General features: G+C 55.4%; 18 protein-coding genes. 11 read left to right on the top strand and 7 right to left on the bottom strand.

Features of this window, described 5'->3' with window-relative positions; translation table 11 throughout:
• Positions 1 to 111 precede the first annotated feature (111 nt).
• The 4 genes from QZQ97_RS09515 (at position 112) to serS (ending at position 7,251) form a co-directional block, all read left to right on the top strand.
• Positions 112 to 3,687: a DNA translocase FtsK 4TM domain-containing protein gene (locus tag QZQ97_RS09515; RefSeq protein WP_311993226.1), complete on the top strand. Its 3,576-nt coding sequence runs from the start codon at positions 112 to 114 to the stop codon at positions 3,685 to 3,687.
• A gap of 199 nt (positions 3,688 to 3,886) precedes the next feature.
• Entirely contained in the window at positions 3,887 to 4,498 is a 612-nt protein-coding gene (lolA, locus tag QZQ97_RS09510; RefSeq protein ID WP_311993225.1) for an outer membrane lipoprotein chaperone LolA, read from the top strand.
• A gap of 7 nt (positions 4,499 to 4,505) precedes the next feature.
• Complete coding sequence (locus tag QZQ97_RS09505; RefSeq protein WP_311993224.1) at positions 4,506 to 5,849, top strand: replication-associated recombination protein A; 1,344 nt, start codon at positions 4,506 to 4,508, stop codon at positions 5,847 to 5,849.
• 109 nt (positions 5,850 to 5,958) lie between these two features.
• Complete coding sequence (gene serS / locus QZQ97_RS09500) at positions 5,959 to 7,251, top strand: serine--tRNA ligase (protein WP_311993223.1); 1,293 nt, start codon at positions 5,959 to 5,961, stop codon at positions 7,249 to 7,251.
• Between the two features lie 62 nt (positions 7,252 to 7,313).
• Here serS and QZQ97_RS09495 read toward each other — a convergent pair whose 3' ends face one another.
• The 3 genes from QZQ97_RS09495 to QZQ97_RS09485 all read right to left on the bottom strand — a co-directional run bounded on the left by QZQ97_RS09495 (position 7,314) and on the right by QZQ97_RS09485 (position 9,222).
• Positions 7,314 to 7,925 (bottom strand): LysE family translocator, encoded by a 612-nt coding sequence (locus tag QZQ97_RS09495; RefSeq protein ID WP_311993222.1) that lies wholly within the window; start codon positions 7,923 to 7,925, stop codon positions 7,314 to 7,316.
• A gap of 99 nt (positions 7,926 to 8,024) precedes the next feature.
• A complete protein-coding gene (locus QZQ97_RS09490) occupies positions 8,025 to 8,816 on the bottom strand; it encodes an AraC family transcriptional regulator (RefSeq protein WP_311993221.1) in 792 nt (263 codons plus the stop codon).
• A gap of 37 nt (positions 8,817 to 8,853) precedes the next feature.
• The gene (locus QZQ97_RS09485) at positions 8,854 to 9,222 is read right to left on the bottom strand and encodes a DUF1801 domain-containing protein (RefSeq protein ID WP_311993220.1); all 369 of its coding nucleotides are present in this window, start codon (positions 9,220 to 9,222) and stop codon (positions 8,854 to 8,856) included.
• Between the two features lie 176 nt (positions 9,223 to 9,398).
• Between QZQ97_RS09485 and QZQ97_RS09480 the strand changes: the two genes are divergently transcribed.
• Positions 9,399 to 10,544, top strand: coding sequence for an MFS transporter (locus QZQ97_RS09480; protein WP_311993219.1), 1,146 nt, complete (start codon positions 9,399 to 9,401; stop codon positions 10,542 to 10,544).
• Between the two features lie 49 nt (positions 10,545 to 10,593).
• Here QZQ97_RS09480 and pflA read toward each other — a convergent pair whose 3' ends face one another.
• From pflA to ycaO, 4 genes are all read right to left on the bottom strand, one after another.
• Complete coding sequence (pflA, locus tag QZQ97_RS09475) at positions 10,594 to 11,334, bottom strand: pyruvate formate lyase 1-activating protein (protein WP_004942624.1); 741 nt, start codon at positions 11,332 to 11,334, stop codon at positions 10,594 to 10,596.
• A gap of 304 nt (positions 11,335 to 11,638) precedes the next feature.
• Positions 11,639 to 13,921, bottom strand: a complete 2,283-nt coding sequence (gene pflB / locus QZQ97_RS09470) for a formate C-acetyltransferase (RefSeq protein WP_311993218.1) — start codon at positions 13,919 to 13,921, stop codon at positions 11,639 to 11,641.
• A 54-nt stretch (positions 13,922 to 13,975) separates the two neighbouring features.
• Positions 13,976 to 14,836, bottom strand: a complete 861-nt coding sequence (focA, locus tag QZQ97_RS09465) for a formate transporter FocA (RefSeq protein ID WP_006320825.1) — start codon at positions 14,834 to 14,836, stop codon at positions 13,976 to 13,978.
• Between the two features lie 490 nt (positions 14,837 to 15,326).
• Complete coding sequence (gene ycaO, locus QZQ97_RS09460) at positions 15,327 to 17,090, bottom strand: 30S ribosomal protein S12 methylthiotransferase accessory factor YcaO (RefSeq protein ID WP_311993217.1); 1,764 nt, start codon at positions 17,088 to 17,090, stop codon at positions 15,327 to 15,329.
• A gap of 148 nt (positions 17,091 to 17,238) precedes the next feature.
• Here ycaO and ansB point away from each other — a divergent pair, with 148 nt between their 5' ends.
• The 6 genes from ansB (at position 17,239) to rpsA (ending at position 24,617) form a co-directional block, all read left to right on the top strand.
• On the top strand, positions 17,239 to 18,285 hold the full coding sequence (gene ansB, locus QZQ97_RS09455; RefSeq protein WP_311993216.1) for an L-asparaginase 2: 1,047 nt from the start codon (positions 17,239 to 17,241) through the stop codon (positions 18,283 to 18,285).
• Positions 18,286 to 18,368: 83 nt separating this feature from the next.
• A complete protein-coding gene (locus QZQ97_RS09450; protein ID WP_311993215.1) occupies positions 18,369 to 19,061 on the top strand; it encodes a DUF421 domain-containing protein in 693 nt (230 codons plus the stop codon).
• Between the two features lie 248 nt (positions 19,062 to 19,309).
• Positions 19,310 to 20,395, top strand: a complete 1,086-nt coding sequence (gene serC, locus QZQ97_RS09445) for a 3-phosphoserine/phosphohydroxythreonine transaminase (protein ID WP_311993214.1) — start codon at positions 19,310 to 19,312, stop codon at positions 20,393 to 20,395.
• Between the two features lie 114 nt (positions 20,396 to 20,509).
• Positions 20,510 to 21,796, top strand: coding sequence for a 3-phosphoshikimate 1-carboxyvinyltransferase (aroA, locus tag QZQ97_RS09440; RefSeq protein ID WP_311993212.1), 1,287 nt, complete (start codon positions 20,510 to 20,512; stop codon positions 21,794 to 21,796).
• Between the two features lie 276 nt (positions 21,797 to 22,072).
• Complete coding sequence (gene cmk, locus QZQ97_RS09435) at positions 22,073 to 22,762, top strand: (d)CMP kinase (protein WP_126481629.1); 690 nt, start codon at positions 22,073 to 22,075, stop codon at positions 22,760 to 22,762.
• 181 nt (positions 22,763 to 22,943) lie between these two features.
• Complete coding sequence (gene rpsA, locus QZQ97_RS09430; protein WP_004942650.1) at positions 22,944 to 24,617, top strand: 30S ribosomal protein S1; 1,674 nt, start codon at positions 22,944 to 22,946, stop codon at positions 24,615 to 24,617.
• Positions 24,618 to 24,639 lie beyond the last annotated feature (22 nt).

Below are 24,639 nucleotides of genomic sequence, written 5' to 3'. Positions count from 1 at the left end.
GCAAAACCTGATTAAATTGGTTACACTCCTGTTTATTCATACAGTTTCGGCGCCGGGGAAGCTTCTCGGCGCTGTTGCTATGTCAGCTAACAGGAACCTGGAGAGCCTTTCTTGAGCCAGGAATATACAGAAGATAAAGAAGTTACCCTGAAAAAACTCAGCAGTGGCCGCCGTTTGCTTGAAGCTGTGTTAATCGTGGTAGCGATTTTTGCCATTTACCTCATGGCTGCCTTGGTCAGTTTCAATCCGTCTGACCCAAGCTGGTCGCAGACCGCGTGGCATGAGCCGATTCATAACCTGGGTGGTGGCGTCGGAGCCTGGATGGCCGACACACTGTTCTTCACTTTCGGGGTACTCGCTTACGCGATACCGCCGATCATGCTGGTTTTGTGCTGGGCGGCCTACCGTCAGCGCGACAGCGGCGATTACATCGACTATTTTGCGCTCTCACTGCGCCTTATCGGCACGCTGGCGCTGGTGCTCACTTCGTGTGGCCTGGCGGCACTGAATGTCGACGATCTCTATTACTTCGCTTCCGGCGGCGTTATCGGCAGCTTGCTGAGCAACGCCATGCTGCCGTGGTTCAACGGCATTGGCGCAACGCTGGCATTGTTGTGCGTATGGGCTGCAGGACTCACGCTGTTTACCGGCTGGTCCTGGTTGGTGATCGCCGAGAGAATCGGCGGTGTGGTGCTGGGTACGGCCACCTTCATGACCAATCGTTCACGCCGTGACGAGCGTTATCACGACGATGACGATCGCTACGTCGATGATGAACCGGAGCAGGCAGGGAAGGGAGCAGCGGTTGCTGCAGCCGCCTCTGCGGCAGCGGCCAACGCGGCGGAAGACGACGTGCTGTTTTCTGCACCTTCGGTAACGGATGCCGCCAAAGCAGCGGTAGACGAGGCTGACGATCCTCTGCTCAACGGCTTGCGAGCTAACGACGATGCCGATGTGGCGCCTGTCGCGCCGGCGGCTGTCAGCACGCCGGTAACGCCGGCTCCCGCGCCGATAGCGGCACCGGTGGCAGCACCTGCGGTAACGGCAGCGCCGGCGGCTCCAGCCACGGTGAACCAACATCCGATGAGCGCTGTGGCGGAAAACACGGTGCCACCGCTCTATTCGTTTGAAATCCCTGAAGAGACACCCGCGCCGAAAATGGCGCGCCCGGTCGATCCTTACCGGGACGATGATGAACCGCGTTTGGGCAACTGGGAAGCTCCGGCCGTATCTCAGCCGCGCGATCGTTCCCCGTTTGATTTTTCTGCGGCTCAGCGCGACAGCGTTGACGTTGGCACCTCTACCGGCTTCAGTGCCGGTGAGCCTGACGTTACGCCATTTGGCAGCGTGAAACCCCAGGCTGAAGCCGCAGCGGCGGCCACTGTCGGTGCCGTTGCCGCCAATACCTTTATGCCGGCCTTTACGGCCACCAGCGACGGTAACTCTCAGGTGAAACAGGGCATCGGCCCTGAATTGCCGCGGCCGAACCCGGTGCGTATTCCTACCCGGCGCGAACTGGCCTCTTACGGCATCAAGTTGCCCTCACAGCGTGTAGCCGAGCAAGAACAGCGTCCTCGCGAAGATCAACCTCTGCAGCATGCGGATAGCCATCAGCAAGATGACGAAGCCTTGCAGGAAGCGGCGTTGCGTCAGGCGTTTGCCGAACAGCAAAGCCAGCGTTACGGCGAAGAATATCCGCAGGATAATCAGGATGATGAGCAGGCCCTGCAGGAGGCTGCGTTGCGTCAGGCGTTTGCCGAGCAACAGCAGGCTCGCTATGGCGAGCAGGAACCTGAGCAATCATCGTCAATCGCCAATCCGGTAGATACTCGCAACGCGTTCAGCTTCTCGCCGATGGATGATTTGGTCGACGATAGTCCGAGCGAACCCTTGTTCACTCTGTCGCCGCAGCTTGAAGAACGCATTGAGCAGCAAAGCGAACGTGAAGACGATGTTCCCTTTGGCCAGTTTGAGCCTGCGGCACCGGCTTATTCGCCGCAGTCTCAGACTCCGGCGGCGCAGTCATACCCGCCGGCCCAACCTGCTTATCAACAGCCTGCTCAGCCGGCTTACCAGCAACCACAGCAGTCGCCATCCTATCAGCAGCCTGCAGCGCAACCGGCCGCACCGCAGCAGCCGGCAATGGACAGCCTGATCCACCCGTTCCTGATGCGTAACGATCAACCGCTGCAGAAACCGACCACGCCGTTGCCGACGTTGGATCTGCTGACCGAAGCCCCGAAAGAGGTGGAGCCGGTGGATTCCTTCGCGCTGGAGCAAAAAGCGCGTTTGGTGGAAGCGAGTTTGGCCGACTACCGGGTGAAAGCCGACGTGGTGGATATTTTACCTGGCCCGGTCATTACCCGCTTTGAGCTGGATCTGGCACCGGGCGTCAAGGCCGCGCGTATTTCCAACCTGTCGCGCGATCTGGCACGCTCGCTGTCAACCTCCGCGGTGCGCGTGGTAGAGGTCATCCCCGGCAAGCCTTATGTCGGATTGGAGCTGCCTAACGTTAAACGTCAGACGGTTTATCTGCGTGAAGTCCTGGATTGCCCAGCGTTCCGCGACAATCCGTCGCCGCTGGCGATCGTGCTGGGTAAAGACATTTCCGGTGAGCCGGTGGTGGCCGATTTGGCTAAAATGCCACACCTGCTGGTGGCGGGTACCACGGGTTCCGGTAAGTCGGTTGGGGTCAATGCCATGATCCTGAGCATCTTGTATAAGGCCACACCGAAAGAAGTGCGCTTTATCATGATTGACCCGAAAATGCTGGAACTGTCTGTTTATGAAGGCATTCCACACCTGCTGACGGACGTTGTGACCGATATGAAAGACGCCGCCAACGCTCTGCGTTGGTGTGTCGCCGAGATGGAGCGTCGCTACAAGCTGATGTCTGCACTCGGTGTGCGTAACCTGGCCGGTTATAACGAACGCGTCGATCAGGCTGAAGCGATGGGCCGTCCGATCCCGGATCCTTTCTGGAAGCCGACCGACAGCATGGACATTACGCCGCCTGTGTTGGAGAAAGAGCCTTACATCGTGGTGATGGTGGATGAATTCGCCGACCTGATCATGACGGTAGGCAAGAAGGTTGAGGAACTGATCGCTCGTCTGGCGCAGAAAGCGCGTGCAGCGGGGATCCACCTGGTGCTGGCGACCCAGCGTCCGTCGGTGGATGTGATCACCGGCCTGATCAAGGCCAACATCCCAACCCGTATCGCCTTTACCGTATCCAGCAAGATTGACTCGCGCACTATCCTCGATCAGGGCGGTGCCGAATCTCTGCTGGGAATGGGTGACATGCTGTATCTGGCGCCTAACTCCTCCATCCCTGTACGTGTGCATGGTGCATTTGTGCGCGATCAGGAAGTGCATGCGGTGGTTAAGGATTGGAAAGCGCGTGAGCGGCCTCAATATAAAGAGGGTATCCTCAGCGCCGGTGACGACGGTGAGGGTGGTGCCGGCGGTGGTCTGGACGGTGACGAAGAGCTGGATCCGCTGTTTGATCAGGCGGTGGAGTTTGTGGTGGATAAGCGCCGCGCCTCTATCTCCGGCGTACAACGCCAGTTCCGCATAGGCTATAACCGTGCCGCGCGCATCATCGAACAGATGGAAGCGCAGGGCATTGTCAGCGAACAAGGGCATAACGGCAACCGCGAGGTGCTGGCACCGCCACGGCATGACTGATTAAGCTTTAATCGTTGTTATTCAATAATAAAGGGCCGCTTTGCGGCCCTTGTGCAAAGAAGCGTAAACCCCTCTGCTTCTCGGAACATTGGCCTATCTGCCGACGTGTGGCTTCGGGTAGAGTAAGCTGGATTAAGGGTTAATTTGACCCGCACGGCACCGCCTTGCGGTTAACGCATTTCATAAGGTATCTGGAATAATGAAAAAACTGTTAATTGCCTGTTGTCTGCTTTCAGGATTCGCTTCCACTTCTGTGTTGGCCGACGCCGCACAGGATCTGCAAAGTCGTCTGGCGAAAGTGAACAGTTTCCACGCCAGTTTCTCCCAGACCGTGACCAGCAGCGACGGCGCAGCGGTACAGCAGGGCGAAGGTGAACTGTGGGTGAAACGCCCGAACCTGTTTAACTGGCACATGACCTCACCTGACGAGAGCGTGCTGGTATCGGACGGCCAAACCCTGTGGTTCTATAACCCTTTTGTTGAGCAGGTAACGGCCACCTGGCTGAAAAACGCCACCGGCAATACGCCGTTTATGCTAATCACCCGCAATGATGCCAACGACTGGAAACAGTATAATGTGAAGCAGAAAGGCGATGATTTTGAGCTGACGCCAAAATCCAGCAGCGGCAACCTGAAACAGTTCGCCATCTCCGTGACCAACAGCGGTACTATCCGCAGTTTTGCCGCGGTTGAGCAAGACGGCCAGCGCAGCTCTTATGCACTGAAAAGCCAGCAAAATACCTCTGTTGACGCCGCCAAATTCAAATTTACCCCGCCGAAGGGGGTGACGCTGGACGACCAGCGCCAGTGAGGTCCGCGTGAGTAATATGTCGCTCGATTTTTCCCAGAATGAGTTCCAGCCATTGGCCGCGCGGATGCGGCCAACCACGCTGGCGCAATATATCGGCCAGCAACACTTGCTGGCCGCCGGCAAACCTTTGCCGCGTGCGATCGAGGCGGGGCAACTGCATTCGATGATTCTGTGGGGGCCGCCGGGCACCGGGAAAACGACGCTGGCAGAGCTGATTGGCCGTTATGGCCAGGCGGACGTTGAGCGGATTTCCGCCGTAACGTCCGGCATCAAAGAGATCCGCGAGGCGATCGAGCGAGCACGTCAGAATCGTGACGCCGGTCGCCGCACTATTTTGTTTGTCGATGAGGTGCACCGCTTCAACAAAAGCCAGCAGGACGCTTTCCTGCCGCATATTGAAGACGGCACCATCACCTTTATCGGCGCTACGACCGAAAACCCGTCTTTTGAGCTCAACTCGGCGCTGCTTTCACGTGCCCGCGTGTATTTGTTGAAAGCGTTGACCGCCGAAGATATCAGCCAGGTGCTGGATCAGGCGATGAAAGACACTAGCCGGGGGTTCGGCGGCCAGAATATCGAGTTGCCCGAAGAGACACGCCGCATGCTGTCGGAGTTGGTGGGTGGTGATGCGCGCCGGGCACTGAACAGCCTGGAGATGATGGCGGATATGGCGGAAATCGACGCCAAAGGCATCCGCGTTTTGACGCCGTCATTGCTAAAAGAGGTTTCCGGTGAGCGCAGTGCGCGCTTCGACAATAAAGGCGATCGTTATTACGATTTGATCTCGGCGCTGCATAAATCGGTGCGCGGTTCGGCACCCGATGCCGCGCTGTACTGGTACGCGCGCATTATTACCGCCGGCGGCGATCCACTGTATGTGGCGCGTCGCCTGTTGGCGATTGCGTCCGAGGATGTCGGCAACGCCGATCCGCGCGGCATGCAGGTGGCGATTGCCGCCTGGGATTGCTTTACCCGCGTCGGCCCGGCGGAGGGCGAGCGGGCAATTGCTCAGGCCATCGTTTATCTGGCCTGCGCGCCTAAAAGCAACGCCGTATACACCGCTTTCAAAGCGGCGATGCGTGACGCCCGAGAGATGGCCGATTACGACGTGCCGGAACACCTGCGCAACGCGCCGACCAAGTTGATGAAGGAAATGGGGTTGGGCGCGGAGTATCGCTACGCACACGACGAACCCAACGCTTATGCCGCCGGCGAGGATTATTTCCCGCCCGAGATGGCCAGGACTCGTTACTATCATCCAACCGCGCGCGGGCTGGAAGGTAAAATCGGTGAAAAGCTGGCATGGCTGGCTGAACAGGATCAAAATAGCCAGACAAAACGCTACCGCTAGCGTTGCCGTTGCGGTAAGGTTAGCGGGTATCACCCTTTCTTTATTCGGTTGATATTCAGCCAAATAAAACGACAAATTTTCTTTCAATAACAATAAGCACAGGATTAGCATGCTCGATCCCAATCTGCTGCGTAATGAGCTAGACGCAGTCGCCGTCAAACTGGCTCGCCGAGGCTTTAAACTCGATCTGGATCTGCTGCGTTCGCAAGAAGAGCGCCGCAAAGTTCTGCAGGTAGAAACCGAAACGCTGCAGGCAGAACGTAACTCCCGATCGAAATCCATCGGCGCGGCTAAAGCGCGCGGGGAAGACATTGAGCCCCTGCGTCGCGAAGTGAACGAGCTGGGTGACAAGCTGGATGCTGCCAAGGCCGCACTGGATACGTTGCAGACCGAAATCCGCGATTACGCCCTGACGTTGCCTAACCTGCCTGACGATGCCGTGCCGAACGGTAAAGATGACAGCGAAAACCAGGAAGTGTGCCGCTGGGGCGAGCCGCGCCAGTATGATTTCCAGGTGCGCGATCACGTCGATCTGGGCGAAATGGCCGGCGGGCTGGATTTTGCCGCAGCGGTGAAATTGACAGGTTCACGCTTTGTGGTGATGAAAGGGCAGATCGCCCGCATGCACCGTGCGCTGTCCCAGTTCATGCTGGATCTGCATACGGAACAACATGGCTATCTGGAAGCCTACGTGCCGTACCTGGTCAACCACGCCACGCTGTATGGCACCGGCCAGTTACCGAAGTTTGGCGATGATCTGTTCCATACCAAACCCCTGGAAGAAGAGTCAGACAGCAGCAACTATGCGCTGATCCCAACGGCGGAAGTGCCGTTGACCAATCTGGTGCGCGACGAGATCCTGGAAGAGGAATCCCTGCCGCTGAAGATGACCGCGCACACGCCATGTTTCCGTGCGGAAGCGGGTTCGTATGGACGTGACACCCGTGGTTTGATCCGCATGCACCAGTTCGACAAGGTCGAGATGGTACAGATCGTTCGCCCGGAAGATTCCATGGCGGCGCTTGAAGAGCTGACCGGCCATGCGGAGAAAGTGTTGCAACTGCTGAACCTGCCGTATCGTAAAGTCTTGCTGTGTACCGGCGACATGGGCTTCGGCGCTTGCAAAACCTACGATCTGGAAGTGTGGCTGCCGGCGCAAGACACCTACCGTGAAATCTCCTCATGCTCCAACATGTGGGATTTCCAGGCACGCCGCATGCAGGCACGCTGTCGCAACAAAACCGAGAAAAAACCGCGTTTGGTGCACACACTGAACGGTTCTGGTCTGGCTGTGGGTCGTACGCTGGTCGCCGTGCTGGAAAACTACCAGCAGGCAGACGGCCGCATTCAGGTGCCGGAAGTTCTGCGTCCTTACATGAATGGTCTGGAATATATCGGCTGAAAAGCTGACCGGTAAGAAAGCGCCTGCGGGCGCTTTTTTTATGTCTGAAAATCGGCGCGAGGTTAGTGGCTGGTCAACGCCAACTTGATGGCCAGGCCGATAAACGCCAGGGAAACCGACCCACGTATCCAGCGCATTACGCGGGCACTCCCCAGGATGCGATGCCGAACGCGTGCGGCAAAGGCACCATAAAGAGAAAAAACAACGAACGTCATTATGGCGAATACCGCAGAAAGTATCAGCATGGTGCGGACAGGGTGTGGTTCTCCCGCAGCGATAAATTGCGGGAGAAACGCCAGAAAGAAAATGGACAGTTTGGGGTTAAGCGCATTAGCCACGACGGCATAGTGCACCAGGGCGCCGTCTGTGGAAGGCGAATTGGTCTGAGACAGAGCCAGCGGCCCTTTTTCACGCAAGGTTTGCCACCCCATAAACAATAAATAAATCACGCCAAGGTATTTCACCAGGCCAAAGGCCAGGGTACTGGTTTGCAACAGCGCGGCCAAACCGGTCACTGCGGCCAGCATATGGGGTAATACACCCAGAGTGCAGCCCGCGGCCGCTACCAGAGCGCTGCGTGTACCCTGCTGCAGCCCGGTAGACAAGGTAATCAGCGCGCCGGTCCCCGGCGAAATAACGATCAGTAATGCGGTGAACAGGAAATCTGCATTCACGGGTAAAGCTCCTTATTGGCGATAATTGGCACCCAGTTTCAGGTGAAGGAGCCATACGGTCTTGAACGAAATTGCAGCCCGCCTTTACAGCGGTAAAGTTCAGGCTGATTGCCGGGAGAAAGAGCCGGGAGTGTAACCAAAACTCCGGACGAACAGGCGCGTCATGTGGCTTTGGTCGGCGAAGCCGCAGGCGATGGCCACCTCGGCCAACTCGTCACCTGCGAGGATCAGACGGCGCGCCAGCAACAGGCGGCGTTGCAGCAGGTAAGCGTGTGGCGTCAGGCCGGTGCGGCGTTTGAAACCGCGTAAAAGCTGGTATTGGCTCAGGCCGGCTTCGGCGGCCAACTCAGCCAGCGTCAGTGGGCTGTCCGGCTCGTCGTCAATCATTTCCCGTGCGCGCACGATGCCATCTTGCGGGAAGGTTAAATGGGGACGCGGGATCTCTGCCAGGGCCGCGGCCATAACCAGCAAAGTTTCTTCGGCGGCCAGCCCATCATTTTGCGTGACGGCACAGAACAGCCGGTTAAAGCAGGCAGCCAATTGAGGGTTGCTGAAAACCGGGTAGCTGAATTCCCCGGAGGTAAATCTGCCCTCGCTGATATCCGCGAAGCATTGATTGAGCCGTTCGGGTTGGAAGTAGATCATGCGCCAGGCCCTGGTGCCGGCGAGGGGGGAACCGTCATGCACCTCTCCGGGGTTCACGGTGATGATCTCCCCTGCGGATGATTCAACGCGCCCCCGGCCGCTCAGCGATTTCTGGGCACCGCGATCCATCAGGCCAATGCCAAACTGGTCGTGAGTATGGCGCCCAAAGGAAAAATCCGTGTCCGCCGCTACTATTTCCACACCGCGGAGGCTGCTTGGGACGATCTGAATAGCGCGTTTCTTCATCACCTTATCCTTTGAAGTGCCGGGGGGCACGCAGGTCTCAGCGTGGAGGTTCCAACTCATAGGCCTGCCTGACGTAGTCCGCCAGCCGTTTTGTCTCGACATCGGCAACCGAATAAAGCTTGATATGCCGGCGATACTTACCGCCGCCCTCCAGCATTCGGTGGCGATCTTCGAGCAAATAGCCCCGGCCAAACTCCACCGTCACATGGCCGCTGTAGGCGAACACGCCGCAGAAAAACGCCTTATGGGAGAACATGATGCCGCCATATTTTACCGACTCACTGACGCCGTCACCGGCGGCAGCGGCCACATGGCGAACACGCTGCACCACCTCCAGAAGTTCATCATGGGTGCTGCCTATATCCGCCAACAATGCGCTGATGGCATCATCGATAGCCTGTTTCATCACGCCTCCGGGGAGTGTATTTCTTCTGCCGTCAGCATAGACCTTTTTGCTCCGCGATGCTCCTGCTGCCGGGAGCGAAACAAATTGTGCGGTGAACATATAAGAGCGGATTGACTTTTTTATCGCCAGTGGCATGATGCGCGCACTCTCATCGCGCGTTCGGTTTCAATTTCACTATGTCCGCATATTCCCGCCCAGTGCTCTTGCTGCTCTGTGGTCTGTTATTGCTCACGGTTTCTATTGCCGTATTGAATACGTTAGTTCCTCTTTGGTTGACTCACGCTCAGTTGTCAACCGGCCAGGTGGGGATGGTGAGTTCTTCTTACTTTACCGGCAACCTGTTAGGCACGCTGATCGCGGGCAAGTTGATCAAACGCATCGGTTTTACCCGTAGCTATCATCTTGCCTGCGTGGTGTTTGCCGTTGCGACGGCCGGTATGGCGCTGTCGCTCGATTTTTGGAGCTGGATGGGCTGGCGTTTCTTTGCCGGCATTGGCTGCGCCTGGATCTGGGTGATTGTTGAAAGCGCCTTGTTGCGCAGCGGTAACTTGTCCAACCGCGGGCAACTGTTGGCGGCCTATATGATGGTTTACTATCTTGGCACCGTGATTGGCCAATTGTTGTTGAGCCTGGTATCGACCGAATTGCTGAACGTGGTGCCTTGGGTAACCACCATCATCATCTGTGCCATGCTGCCAATGCTGTTTGCGCGGGTTAACAGCCAGCATGACGAACCGCAGCAGGCAGCGGTATGGCCAATGCTGAAACGGCGCAGCGCGCGGTTGGGCATCAATGGTTGCATTATTTCCGGTATCGTTCTCGGTTCACTCTATGGCTTGATGCCGCTGTATTTATCCCATCAGGGAATGAGCGATGCCAACGTCGGTTACTGGATGGCGCTGCTGGTCAGCGCCGGTATTGTCGGGCAGTGGCCGGTAGGGCGCCTGGCAGATCGTTATGGTCGCCTGTTGGTGCTGCGCATTCAGGTGTTTGTGGTGATCCTCGCCAGTGTGGCGATGCTCGGCAACTATGCCATGGCGCCGGCGCTGTTTATTCTCGGCTGCGCCGGTTTCACGCTGTACCCGGTGGCGATGTCCTGGGCCTGTGAGAAAGCACTGCCGCATGAGTTGGTGGCGATGAATCAGGCGCTGCTGATGAGCTACACGATTGGCAGCCTGCTTGGCCCGTCGATGACGGCATTGTTGATGCAGAATTATTCCGACCGTCTGCTGTTTGTGATGATTGCCGCCGTTGCGCTGGTGTATCTGATGATGTTGCTGAAAAAGCCAGACCATCATCACACTCCACTGGCCGCAGCCTGAGATCAAAAAAACCGGCCATTGCGCCGGTTTTTTGATCTCGCCAAAAAGATCAATAAATCACTTTATGGCCATAACTTTCCAGAATACCTTTGACGCGATCCATTGTGTCCGCCTTGGGTGGATGGACGCCGTCCAGCTTGTACTCTTCTCCCATCGCTACCCATTTATGCTTGCCGAGTTCGTGATAGGGCAGCAACTCGATTTTCTCGATGTTGGTCATGTCTTTGGTGAACTCACCCAGCATGTGCGTTGATTTGTCATCGTCTGACCAGCCGGGCACCACCACATACCGGATCCAGGTGCGCTGATTGCGTTTCGCCAGATAACGGGCGAAGTCCAGCGTGCGGTGGTTGGAGACGCCGACCAGATTTTGATGAATGTCGTCGTTCATCTGTTTCAGATCCAGCATCACCAGATCGGTGGCGTCCAGCAGCTCGTCGATCACCGGATCGTAACGTCGTACAAAACCATTGGTATCCAGGCAGGTATTGATACCTTCCTGCTGGCAGGCACGGAACCAGTCGCGGACAAACTCGGCCTGCAAAATGGCTTCGCCGCCGGAGGCCGTCACGCCACCGCCGGATGCGTTCATGAAGTGGCGATAAGCGACGGTGTCTTTCATCAGCTCTTCCACGGTGACTTCTTTTCCGCCATGGGTGTCCCAGGTATCGCGGTTATGGCAATACAGGCAGCGCATCAGGCAACCCTGGAAGAAAACGATAAAGCGGATCCCGGGACCGTCAACGGTGCCACAGGATTCGAAGGAGTGGATGCGGCCTTTCACTGACATTGCAGGGGGTTCTCCAATATTGACTGTCAAACGCAGTCTAAAAGTAGGCTCATAACCGACGGTCAGGGATCAGCGATGCAGCAACCGGATAGGTCCGACGACTGGGGTGGAACGATTCCTGTTGGCCGATTATTACACCGGATAACTGTTTTGCCGGATATCCATCACTTTCATTCAGTATAGCTGTCTGGCAAAACAGACTCGCGATGAGTCAGGGGAACTGCGTTTGTTAAAAAGGCCGGAAAGATCCGGCCCCGGTATTCAGCTTGACCACCGGGCGGGAAACCCCGCCCGGATGGGGCAATTACATCGACTGGGTGAAAGTACGGGTAATCACGTCTTGCTGTTGTTCTTTGGTCAGCGAGTTGAAACGTACGGCATAACCGGATACGCGGATAGTCAGCTGAGGGTATTTCTCAGGGTTTTCCATCGCTTCCAGCAGCATTTCACGGTTCATCACGTTGACGTTCAGGTGCTGGCCGCCTTCGATGGAGGCTTCGTGATGGAAGTAACCGTCCATCAGGCCCGCCAGGTTGGCTTTACGCACGTCATCATCTTTACCCAACGCATTTGGCACGATGGAGAAGGTATAGGAGATCCCGTCTTTCGCGTAGGCAAACGGCAGTTTGGCTACGGAGGTCAGGGATGCTACAGCGCCTTTCTGATCGCGGCCGTGCATCGGGTTGGCACCAGGACCGAACGGCGCGCCTGCACGGCGGCCATCTGGAGTGTTACCGGTTTTCTTGCCGTAGACCACGTTAGAAGTGATGGTCAGCACGGACTGGGTCGGTACCGCATTACGGTAGGTACGCAGTTTCTGAATTTTCTTCATGAAACGTTCTACCAGGTCACAGGCGATGTCATCAACGCGGGCATCGTTGTTACCGAACTGCGGGTATTCACCTTCGATTTTGAAGTCGGTCGCCAGGCCGTCTTCATCGCGGATGGTGGAGACTTTGGCGTATTTGATGGCGGACAGGGAGTCAGCCGCGACCGACAGGCCGGCGATGCCGCAGGCCATGGTGCGGTAAACGTCACGGTCGTGCAGGGCCATCAGCGCAGCTTCATAGCTGTACTTGTCATGCATGTAGTGAATGATGTTCAGCGCGGTTACGTACTGCTTGGCCAGCCAGTCCATAAAGTGATCCATGCGTTCCATGACTTTGTCATAGTCCAGCACGTCGTCCATCATTGGCGCTTCTTTCGGGCCTACCTGAATTTTCAGTTTTTCATCAACGCCGCCGTTGATGGCGTACAACATGGTTTTCGCCAGGTTGGCACGGGCGCCGAAGAACTGCATTTGCTTGCCGACAATCATCGGGCTGACGCAACAGGCGATGGCGTAGTCATCGTTGTTGAAGTCAGGGCGCATCAGATCGTCGTTTTCGTACTGTACGGAGGAGGTGTCGATAGACACTTTCGCCGCGTATTTTTTGAAGTTCAACGGCAGTTTTTCAGACCACAGGATGGTCATGTTCGGTTCCGGAGACGGCCCCATGGTGTACAGGGTGTTCAGGAAACGGAAGCTGTTTTTGGTGACCAGCGTACGGCCGTCAACGCCCATGCCCGCCAGGGATTCAGTCGCCCAGATTGGGTCGCCGGAGAACAGCTCATCATACTCAGGGGTACGCAGGAAGCGCACCATACGCAGTTTCATTACCAGGTGGTCAATCAATTCCTGCGCTTGTTCTTCGCTCAGCTTGCCTGCTTTTATATCGCGTTCGATGAACACGTCAAGGAAGGTGGACACGCGGCCGAAGGACATTGCTGCGCCGTTCTGGGATTTCACCGCGGCCAGGTAACCGAAGTAGGTCCACTGCACGGCTTCTTGCGCGGTAGTCGCTGGGCCGGAGATATCGCAGCCGTATTTGGCGGCCATTTCTTTAATCTGGGCCAGAGCGCGGTGTTGTTCAGCGATTTCTTCACGCAGCTGAATGGTCATTTCCAGATCTTCGCCGTTTTCGAGCTTGTTCTGCAAAGATTTGAACTGGTTCAGCTTGTCGGCCATCAGGAAGTCGATACCGTACAGCGCAACGCGGCGGTAGTCGCCGATAATACGGCCACGACCGTAAGCATCCGGCAGACCGGTCAGCACGCCGGATTTGCGGCAGTTCAGGATGTCTTTGGTGTAAACGTCGAATACGCCCTGATTGTGGGTCTTACGGTAGTCGGTGAAGACTTTTTTCAGCTGTGGATCCAGTTCACGGCCATAAACCTTGCAAGAACCTTCAACCATTTTGATGCCGCCGAACGGGATCAGGGCGCGTTTCAGTGGCTCGTCGGTCTGCAAGCCAACGATGGTTTCCAGCTCTTTGGCAATGTAGCCTGCGTCATGGGAAGTGATGGTCGCGACAACGTTGGTGTCGAAATCAACCGGCGCATGGGTGCGGTTCTCCAGTTTGATCCCTTCCATAACCTTGTCCCACAGGGTGGAGGTGGCCTGAGTTGCGCCGGCCAGGAAGGATTCATCACCCTCGTAAGGAGTGTAGTTTTTCTGGATGAAGTCACGAACGTTGACTTCATTCTGCCAGTCACCTTTGCTGAAACCTTCCCAAGCTTTGGCTAACTTCTCGTTAAGTTCGGTCATTATACACCTACCTTTAATTGTGGATTTCTAACTCGGCGCACGGTAACTGGCAGCTTAATGCTGCTGTTCGCCACCACGCAGATAAATTACCCAGTAAGTCAACCCAACCAGCAGGCCGCCGCCAATGATATTGCCAATGGTGACTGGGATCAGGTTGTCGATGATGAAGTTGCTTACGGTCAGATGAGCAAATTGCTCGGGTGCTGCCCCTACGGCTTGCCAGAATTCTGGTGTGGCGAAGTGTTTAACCACGATACCCATAGGGATCATAAACATGTTGGCGATGCTGTGTTCGAAACCGCTGGCGACAAACATGCCGACCGGCAGGATCATGGCGAACATTTTGTCCATCAGGCTGCGGCCGGAATAGCTCATCCACACGGCCAGGCAGACCATCAGGTTAGCCAGAATGCCGAGGCAGACAGCCTCGATAAAAGTGTGGTGCAGCTTGTGGTCAGCGGTTTGCAGGACGTTCAGGCCCCACTGGCCGTTGGCGACCATGTGTTCACCGGAAAACCAGATGAGTGCCACAAAGAACAACGCGCCAATCAGGTTACCGATATAGACGTTCAACCAATTGGCTGCCAATTGGCACCAACTGATGCGGCCGCTGGCCTTGGCAATCACAATCAGCACGGTGGAGGTGAACAGGTCTGCACCTGAGACCACAACCAGCATTAACCCCAGAGAGAAACAGATGCCGCCGACCAGTTTTGCCAGGCCGAAAGGCACACCGGCAGTGCCGGTAGTCGCAGTGATATAAAACACGAATGCGATGGAAATAAAGACGCCGGCAGTGATCGCCAAATAAAAAGTTTTCAGCGGGTGCTTGGTGGCTTTATACACGCCTGCATCTTCAGCGATTTTCGCCGTTGCCGCAGGTAATATCAGATCGAAGGGGTTGTCAGCTTTCACACTAACTCTCTCTCTTAAGGGTTAAAACAACGCAATGAGATACTAGCAAAGCAGTATAGGGTAAAAATTGATTTGGATCATAAGGCGGGGAACTAGAGAGGTGTAAAGCCAGATAAATCGCATGGTTAATTACATTAATTGTTTGATTTTTAAGTAAAAACTATTTTTTAATGTTTGCAAATAATTTTGAATAGGTGGGGTGAATACCCTTAATAAAGGTTAAATATTTACGGGTATTGTCTATTTTTGACGGCTAAAGATGACTTATCGGTTAATTATTATTTCACCAACCTGCAACAATTAACGTTTTGTTCATCTTGTTTGTTGATAAGTGCGTAATTAGCCGGAAAAAATAAAAAGAGAAAACGATGATTTAACCGTCAAAATAATATCTGGTTATTTTTTGCTGCGTTTATGGCGGCAGCATCCAGCGCTCTACCCCTTTAGGAGTGGCGCCGGCAAACGAGTTGCCGGCGCATTAAGACTGCCGTTATGCCTGCGTCCAGTAGCGGCGCTTGGCGTTTTGCAGTTTTTCGTAGGCCGCCAGCAGCGCCTGATGTGCCGGTAACGCCTTCAGATCGCTGTCGACAGCGAACAAGCCGTTAAAGCGCTCTTCGCCGCTGATGGCCGCAGAGGCGGCATCGACCGCTTCCTGACCGTACATTTTCACGAAGGCACCGTAGTACTGAGCCGGATCGCGCTCAGGTTCCTGCGTCAGCAGCAGCAGGGTTTGCAGGCAGCGGTAGTAATTGCTGCGCGCCGGGCTTAACACCGAGCCGTTAAAGTCCTGGGTCCATTCCGTCCAGATCAGAGCCTGATCCATATCGCCGCCCGCCAGTGCCAGCATGGATTTCAGCTCGCCCACGCGCAGGGTATGCCAGGCGTTGTCTTTACCGGAGGCAATGCCCAGCAGTTCGCGTACGCGGGTGAAATCGTCCAGGCCTTCGTCGTCCAGGCGCTCAATCAGCGCCAGATATTCTTGCGGTTCCCACTCGCTGCCCGGCAGCGCCAGCAGGGTATCACGCAGGTGCGCGCCCATGCTGTTATTGGCCAGCAGCAGATCTTCCGCCGGATAGATGTCGGACATCCCGGGCACGATGATACGGCAGGCGTACACGTCCAGGTGCTCGTAGTCGGCGATGTACACTTCTGCGCCTTCTTTGTCGAAAATGCTCATCAGCGTGGCGAATTCTTCCTGCGTGCTGCCGCTGAAGTTCCAGTCGACAAACGGGTAATCCGCATCCTGCTTGAACATGTCCCAGGAGATCAAACCGCTGGAATCGATAAAGTGGGTTTCCAGATTGGTGTGTTCGGCCACTTCTTCGTCATCGAAGGTTGGCGCGGTGAACACGTCCAGATCCTTCAGACTGCGACCCTGCAGCAGTTCAGTCACGGTACGCTCAAGCGCCACGCCGAAGTCAGGATGAGCGCCGAACGAGGCGAAACAGGTGCCGTTGGCCGGGTTGAACAGCACTACGCAGATTACCGGATAGTTGCCGCCCAATGAGGCGTCATAGGACAGGATCGGGAAGCCTTCCTGCTCCAGGCGGGCAATAGCTTCCACCACGCCCGGATAGCGGTTCAATACTTCGGCCGGGATCTCCGGCAGGCTGATGGATTCGGCGATAATGCGGTTTTTCACATAACGCTCGAAGACTTCGGAAAGGCCTTGTACGCGGGCTTCGTTCGCGGTGTTACCGGCGGACATGCCGTTGGACACGTACAGGTTGCCGATGATGTTCATCGGGATATAGACCGTCTGCTGGTCTGACTGACGGGAGAACGGCAGGGCGCAGATACCGCGTTCGCCGTTGCCGGATTGCAGATCGATCAGATCGCCGGCGGTCAGTTCCTGCTCCGGATCGTAGAACGCATGCAGGCGCTCGTCGAGAATGCCTTCCGGCAGCGAATCATCGGCCGGGATCGGGAACCATTTCTCGTTCGGATAATGCACGAAATCGCCTTCGGCAATGTGCTTGCCCAGGTAGAAGTCGGCGAAGAAATAGTTGGTGGAAAGGCGCTCGAAGTATTCGCCCAAAGCGGAAGCCAGCGCGGCTTTTTGGCTGGCGCCTTTACCGTTGGTGAAGCACAGCGGGCAATCGCGATCGCGGATATGAACCGACCATACGTGCGGTACCGGGTTCAGCCAGGAGGCTTCTTCGATATTAAAACCCAGATCGCTTAATTTCTGTTGGAAACGGGCGATGGAATCTTCCAGCGCGGCGTCTTTGCCAGGGATAAAAGTTTGCGTCATTGTCTTCACTTTTTGAGCGTACTAAAAACGCGCAATGATACGGGGTTTTACGCCCAAGCTCCATGTATTCCTAAAGCGGTGGCAAAGTCACAGTTTTTTTGAGGATAAGGGCCATAATTCAGCGGGTTATCTATCAAGGAGAAACCTAATGAAATCAGTGAAACTCAGCGTTGTGGCGCTACTCCTGGCAGGCGCTAGCGATTCTGCGCTGGCATTGCCCTCCATCACCCTGCTGGCGACTGGCGGCACCATTGCCGGCGGCGGCGAATCGGCGACAAAATCTAACTATACGGCGGGCAAACTGGGCGTCGATGCGCTGGTGAATGCGGTGCCGGAGCTGAAAAACGTCGCCAATGTGCAGGGTGAACAGGTAGTGAACATCGGTTCGCAGGACATGAACGATGAGGTGTGGTTGAAACTGGTGAAGAAAATCAACGCTGACTGCGGGAAAACGGATGGTTTTGTGATCACCCATGGGACCGACACGCTGGAGGAAACCGCCTATTTTCTCGATCTGACGGTCAAATGCGACAAGCCGGTGGTGATTGTCGGCGCGATGCGTCCGGCGACGGCGATGAGCGCCGACGGCCCGTTCAATCTGTATAACGCCGTAGTGACGGCGGCGGATCCGCAATCGGCCAAACGTGGGGTACTGGTAGCGATGAACGACAGCGTACTTGATGCGCGCGATGTGACCAAAACCAACACCACCTCGGTGCAGACCTTCCAGTCGCCCAATTTCGGCCCGCTCGGTTATATCCATAACGGCAAGGTTGACTATCAGCGTTCACCGCAGCGCAAGCATACTACCGACACCCCATTTGACGTATCCAGCCTGACCGACCTGCCCAAGGTCGGCATCGTCTATAACTATGCCAACGCTTCCGATGCGCCGGCCAAGGCGCTGATCGCCGAAGGTTGCCAGGGTATCGTCAGTGCTGGGGTCGGTAACGGAAATCTGTACAAAACGGTGTTTGATACGCTGGCGACCGCCGCACATAACGGCGTGGCCGTGGTGCGCTCTTCAAGAGTGCCGACCGGTTCCACCACGGAAGACGCGGAAGTGGATGACGCTAAATTCGGTTTTGTCGCCTCTGGCACGCTGAACCCGCAAAAAGCACGGATCCTGCTGCAGTTGGCGCTGACTCAGACCAAAGACGCCAGACAAATCCAGCAGATGTTTAATCAGTATTGAGTCGTGATCGACGGGGGGGTATCGCTCCCCGTTTTCTGTAGCCGGGCTAAGCTGTAGGCAATCATTTTACTGAGGATCGATTTATGCACGCATTTGACCTCCAGCGGATGGCATTGGATGAAACCACTCCGGCATTTTTGGCTGAGGTTGCGGCACGGTGCTTGTTCACCTTTGTGCTGGTGTTTATTTTTCTCAAAATGACCGGCCGCCGTGGCGTGCGGCAGATGTCATTGTTTGAGGTGCTGATCATTTTGACTCTCGGTTCGGCGGCGGGGGACGTGGCGTTTTACCACGATGTCCCTTTGTTGCCGGTGCTGGCGGTTTTTATTTCCATCATGGTGTTGTATCGGCTTGCTACCTGGTTGATGGACCGTTTTGACACACTCCAGACCTGGATGGAGGGCAAACCGCTGATTTTGGTAAGCCAGGGCATTTTCGATTGGGACACGCTGCAACGGGAGAACATCACCCATGACGAGTTCTTTATGGAGTTGCGACTGGCGGGTGTGGAGCATCTCGGCCAGGTGCGCTTGGCTATCCTTGAGGTGAACGGTGCCATTTCGGTCTATTTTTACGCGGATGACGAGGTGCACCCCGGTTTGCCCGTTTTGCCGGTGCAGTGCGTTAAGAGTCTGCCGCAGGCCGAAGCCGCAGGGGATTATGCCTGTAGCGTCTGCAGCCTGATAGCGCCTCTGGCGGATTTGCAGCAACATATTTGCCCGCGTTGCGGCAACGGTCGGTGGATTGCGGCCTTGTCCCACAGTCGGGTTAGCTGAATACAGCATAAAACACCGTGTTAACCCACTGAATTCTCCGATGACGCAGCGTTTTATCGCACAAAAAAACACAGTGACGGCAGAGCCTGTTATTCCGTCTTGCGGTAGTTTGCCGCCCGCGGGCGAATAAGCATTGCAGCAGCGTTACGTGAGTGATAAAACCGATGGGTTGGTTAACTCGACAGTTAACTTTGGGCGTATTTCGGTTGGCCAGTCTCATTGGCGAATAGTGAATGTGGTGAGGGGAAATGACTCAGGTTTATAATTTTAGCTCTGGCCCGGCAATGCTGCCGGTAGAAGTGTTGCGTCGTGCTGAACAGGAACTGTGCAACTGGCACGGTCTCGGCACCTCGGTGATGGAAATCAGCCATCGCAGTAAAGAGTTCATCGAAGTTGCCCAGCAATCCGAACAGGATCTGCGCGATCTGCTTAAGATCCCCTCCAACTACAAAGTGCTGTTCTGCCATGGCGGCGCCCGTGCGCAGTTTGCCGCACTGCCGCTGAATTTACTGGGTGACAACACCACTGCGGACTATATCGATGGTGGTTACTGGGCACACAGCGCCATCAAGGAAGCGGAGAAATACTGCACGCCAAATACCATTGATGTGAAAACCACCGTTGACGGCCTGCTCGGTATCAAACCGATGAAAGAGTGGCAGTTGAACGACGATGCGGCTTATGTGCATTACTGCCCGAATGAAACCATCGACGGCATCGCTATCAATGAGACGCCGGACTTTGGCGACAAAGTGGTGATCGGCGATTACTCCTCCACCATTTTGTCCGGCCCGCTGGACGTCAGCCGCTTTGGCGTGATTTACGCCGGCGCGCAGAAAAACATTGGGCCGGCAGGCCTGACGCTGGTTATCGTACGTGACGATCTGCTGGGTAAAGCGCGTCGAGAAGTGCCGTCGATTCTCGATTACACCGTGCTGGCCGAGAACGATTCCATGTTCAATACGCCGCCGACCTTCGCCTGGTACTTGTCCGGCCTGGTATTCAAATGGCTCAAGGAGCAGGGTGGCCTGCTGGAGATGCACAAGCGCAATCAGGCCAAGGCCGAGTTGCTGTACGCAACCATCGATAATTCTGATTTCTACCGCAGCCGCGTGGCGCATGCCAATCGATCCTGGATGAACGTACCCTTCCAATTGGCTGACTCGGCGCTGGACAAAGTGTTCCTCAGCGAAGCGGAAGCCATCGGCCTGCAGGCGCTGAAAGGTCACCGGGTGGTTGGCGGCATGCGTGCTTCTATTTACAATGCGATGCCGCTGGCCGGCGTGCGGACATTAACCGATTTTATGATCGACTTCGAACGTCGTCACGGTTAAGCCTGGCAGCCTGCTTTACGCGGGCAGCTTTCGCTGTTGTCCTTTTGCATTAAAGCGGCTCCGGCATTTTCCCGGGGCCGTTTCGTTTATCAGATTTTGGAGAGTTTTGTTCACATGGTGGATTCCCTGACGTTACAACCGGTCGCCCTGGTCAATGGCACCGTCAACTTACCCGGTTCCAAGAGCGTATCCAACCGTGCTCTGCTGCTGGCTGCGCTGGCGGAGGGAACGACCACGTTAACCAACCTGCTGGACAGCGACGACGTGCGCCATATGCTGAATGCACTGCAGGCGTTGGGCGTGAGTTATCAGCTGTCCGACGATCGTACCACTTGTAAAGTCGAGGGTGTTGCCGGCCCGCTGGTGGCCCGCGAGCCGCTTGAGCTGTTCCTCGGCAATGCCGGTACAGCGATGCGCCCGCTGGCTGCAGCGTTGTGTCTGGGTAGCGGCGATGTGGTGTTGACCGGTGAACCCCGCATGAAGGAGCGGCCGATTGGCCATCTGGTGGATGCTTTGCGCCAGGGCGGCGCGCAAATTGATTATCTGGAACAGACCGATTACCCACCATTACGCCTGCGCGGCGGTTTTCATGGCGGTGACGTGACCGTCGACGGCAGCGTTTCCAGCCAGTTCCTGACCGCGCTGCTGATGACCGCGCCGTTGGCCGATCAGGACACTAATATCCATATCAAGGGCGAATTGGTTTCTAAACCGTACATTGACATCACGTTGCACCTGATGCGTACCTTCGGCGTAGAGGTCAGCCATGACAATTACCGCGTGTTCCATATTCAAGGCCGCCAAACCTACCGTTCACCGGGAGATTACCTGGTAGAAGGTGATGCATCCTCCGCGTCTTACTTCCTGGCTGCGGCGGCGATTAAAGGCGGCACTGTACGAGTGACCGGAATCGGCAAGAAAAGCGTTCAGGGCGACACCAAATTTGCCGATGTGCTGGAGAAAATGGGCGCGCGCATTACCTGGGGCGATGACTTTATCGAATGTAGCCGCGGTGAGCTGCACGGCATTGATATGGATATGAATCATATTCCGGACGCGGCAATGACTATTGCCACCGCGGCCTTGTTTGCCGAAGGACCGACCACTATCCGCAATATCTATAATTGGCGGGTGAAAGAGACCGATCGCTTGGCTGCTATGGCAACTGAATTGCGCAAAGTAGGTGCGGAAGTGGATGAAGGTGAGGACTATATTCACGTGATACCGCCGGCGAAGCTGAAGTTTGCCGATATCGGTACCTACAACGACCACCGTATGGCGATGTGTTTCTCGCTGGTGGCGTTGTCGGATACTCCGGTGACCATTCTCGATCCGAAATGCACGGCGAAAACCTTCCCGGACTATTTTGAGCAGTTGGCGCGCATCAGCCAATTGGCATAACCGGCAGTCAGATGATTTATTTTCAAGGCCCTTAACCGGGCCTTTATCGTTTTTAACGCCCTGGCACCGAGACGTCTTCTATACTTTTCTGCGGTTACGAGCTTATTTTCAACAACCAGACAGTTCCAGGGTAACAGTTCGTCTCTTGGCAGCGTATAATACGCCACCGTACCTGCCCCGACTGGGCGGGCGGCAGGGGCGTTTTTAATTATGCTTTCGCGTTGTGCTGACGGCAGATTATGTCCCTGTGAGGTTTACTACCCGAAGGAGAGAGAAATGACGGCTACAGCCCCGGTGATAACCGTTGATGGACCAAGTGGCGCAGGCAAAGGCACACTGTGTAAGGCGTTGGCCGAATCCCTTGGTTGGCGTTTGCTGGATTCCGGTGCGATTTACCGCGTGCTGGCGTTGGCGGCGCTGCATCATCAGGTCGATATCACCTCTGAGGAGGCGCTGGTTCCGCTGGCCGCACATCTCGACGTTCGCTTTGTTGCCCAAGGCGGCAAACTGCAGGTCATTTTGGAAGGTGAGGACGTCAGTAATGAGATCCGCACTGAAACAGTCGGTAATACCGCTTCGCAGGCGGCGGCTTTTCCGCGCGTGCGTGAAGCTTTGCTGCGCCGTCAGCGTGCATTTCGCGAGGCCCCGGGTTTGATTGCCGATGGCCGCGATATGGGTACGGTGGTATTTCCTGATGCACCGGTTAAGATTTTCCTGGATGCCAGTTCGGAGGAGCGTGCGCACCGCCGCATGCTACAGTTGCAGGAAAAGGGCTTTAATGTTAACTTTGAACGTCTTTTAGCCGAGATAAAGGAACGGGATGACCGTGACCGTAATCGGCCTATCGCGCCACTGGTGCCGGCTTCCGACGCCCTCGTGCTGGATTCAACCAGCATGTCGATCGACGAAGTCATCCAGCGTGCGCTGACTTATGCACACGAAGTGTTAGCGTTGCCGCAGCAATAAGCTGCCGCGACGTTATTGCTTTTTGTCATATTTGTCATAGCAGTATCGAACTATATCGGGTAAAATTTTACCCCTGTAACCTAAACCCTGTCGGCATGGAGCCAATGGCGGGGTATGTGAAACAACCCCATTCGGCGGGATGCTAAATGGACGTTAAACTATAGAACCCTGAAGATTAAACATGACTGAATCTTTCGCTCAACTCTTTGAAGAATCCCTGAAAACAATCGAAACCCGTCCGGGTTCCATCGTTCGTGGCGTTGTAGTTGCTATCGACAAAGACGTAGTACTGGTTGACGCCGGTTTGAAATCTGAGTCTGCCATCCCGGCTGAGCAATTCAAAAACGCACAGGGCGAGCTGGAAATCCAGGTAGGCGACGAAGTTGACGTTGCGCTGGACGCTGTTGAAGATGGCTTCGGTGAAACTCTGCTGTCCCGTGAGAAAGCTAAGCGTCACGAAGCTTGGATCACGCTGGAAAAAGCTTACGAAGAAGCTGAAACTGTCGTCGGTGTTATCAACGGCAAAGTTAAGGGTGGCTTCACTGTAGAGCTGAACGGTATTCGTGCGTTCCTGCCAGGTTCCCTGGTTGACGTGCGTCCAGTACGTGACACTCTGCACCTGGAAGGCAAAGAGCTTGAGTTCAAAGTCATCAAGCTGGACCAGAAACGCAACAACGTTGTAGTTTCTCGCCGTGCGGTTATCGAATCCGAAAACAGCGCAGAACGCGATCAACTGCTGGAAAACCTGCAGGAAGGCATGGAAGTTAAAGGTATCGTTAAGAACCTCACTGACTACGGTGCATTCGTTGATCTGGGCGGCGTAGACGGCCTGCTGCACATCACTGATATGGCTTGGAAACGCGTTAAGCATCCAAGCGAAATCGTCAACGTTGGCGACGAAATCACTGTTAAAGTGCTGAAGTTCGACCGCGAGCGTACTCGTGTTTCCCTGGGCCTGAAACAACTGGGCGAAGATCCATGGGTTGCTATCGCGAAACGTTACCCAGAAGGCACCAAGCTGACTGGTCGTGTAACCAACCTGACTGATTACGGCTGCTTCGTAGAAATCGAAGAAGGCGTTGAAGGTCTGGTACACGTTTCTGAAATGGATTGGACCAACAAAAACATCCATCCGTCCAAAGTTGTTAACGTGGGCGATGTAGTGGAAGTTATGGTTCTGGACATCGATGAAGAGCGTCGTCGTATTTCCCTGGGCCTGAAGCAGTGCAAATCTAACCCATGGCAGCTGTTCGCAGAAACCCACAACAAGGGCGACCGCGTTGAAGGTAAAATCAAGTCTATCACTGACTTCGGTATCTTCATCGGCCTGGACGGCGGTATCGACGGCCTGGTTCACCTGTCTGACATCTCCTGGAACGTTGCAGGCGAAGAAGCAGTACGTGAATACAAGAAAGGCGACGAAATCGCAGCGGTTGTTCTGCAAGTTGACGCAGAGCGCGAGCGTATCTCCCTGGGCGTGAAGCAACTGGCTGAAGACCCGTTCAATAACTACCTGTCTATGAACAAGAAAGGTACTATTGTTACTGGTAAAGTCACTGCAGTTGACGCCAAAGGTGCTACAGTTGAATTAGCAGGCGGCGTAGAAGGTTACCTGCGTGCATCTGAAGCCTCTCGCGACCGCATTGAAGATGCAACTCTGGTTCTGAATGTAGGTGACGACGTTGAAGCTAAATTCACCGGCGTTGACCGTAAGAACCGTGTAGTAAGCCTGTCCGTACGTGCTAAGGACGAAGCTGACGAGAAAGACGCTATCGCAACTGTTAACAACAAGCAGGAAGAAAGCAACTTCTCTAATGCAATGGCTGAAGCTTTCAAAGCGGCTAAAGGCGAGTAATGACGGGGGGCGGTTTCTGACC

Source organism: Serratia sp. root2 (genome assembly GCF_031931805.1).
Taxonomy (GTDB): domain Bacteria; phylum Pseudomonadota; class Gammaproteobacteria; order Enterobacterales; family Enterobacteriaceae; genus Serratia; species Serratia inhibens.
This window is presented reverse-complemented; position numbering and strand designations above follow the sequence as displayed.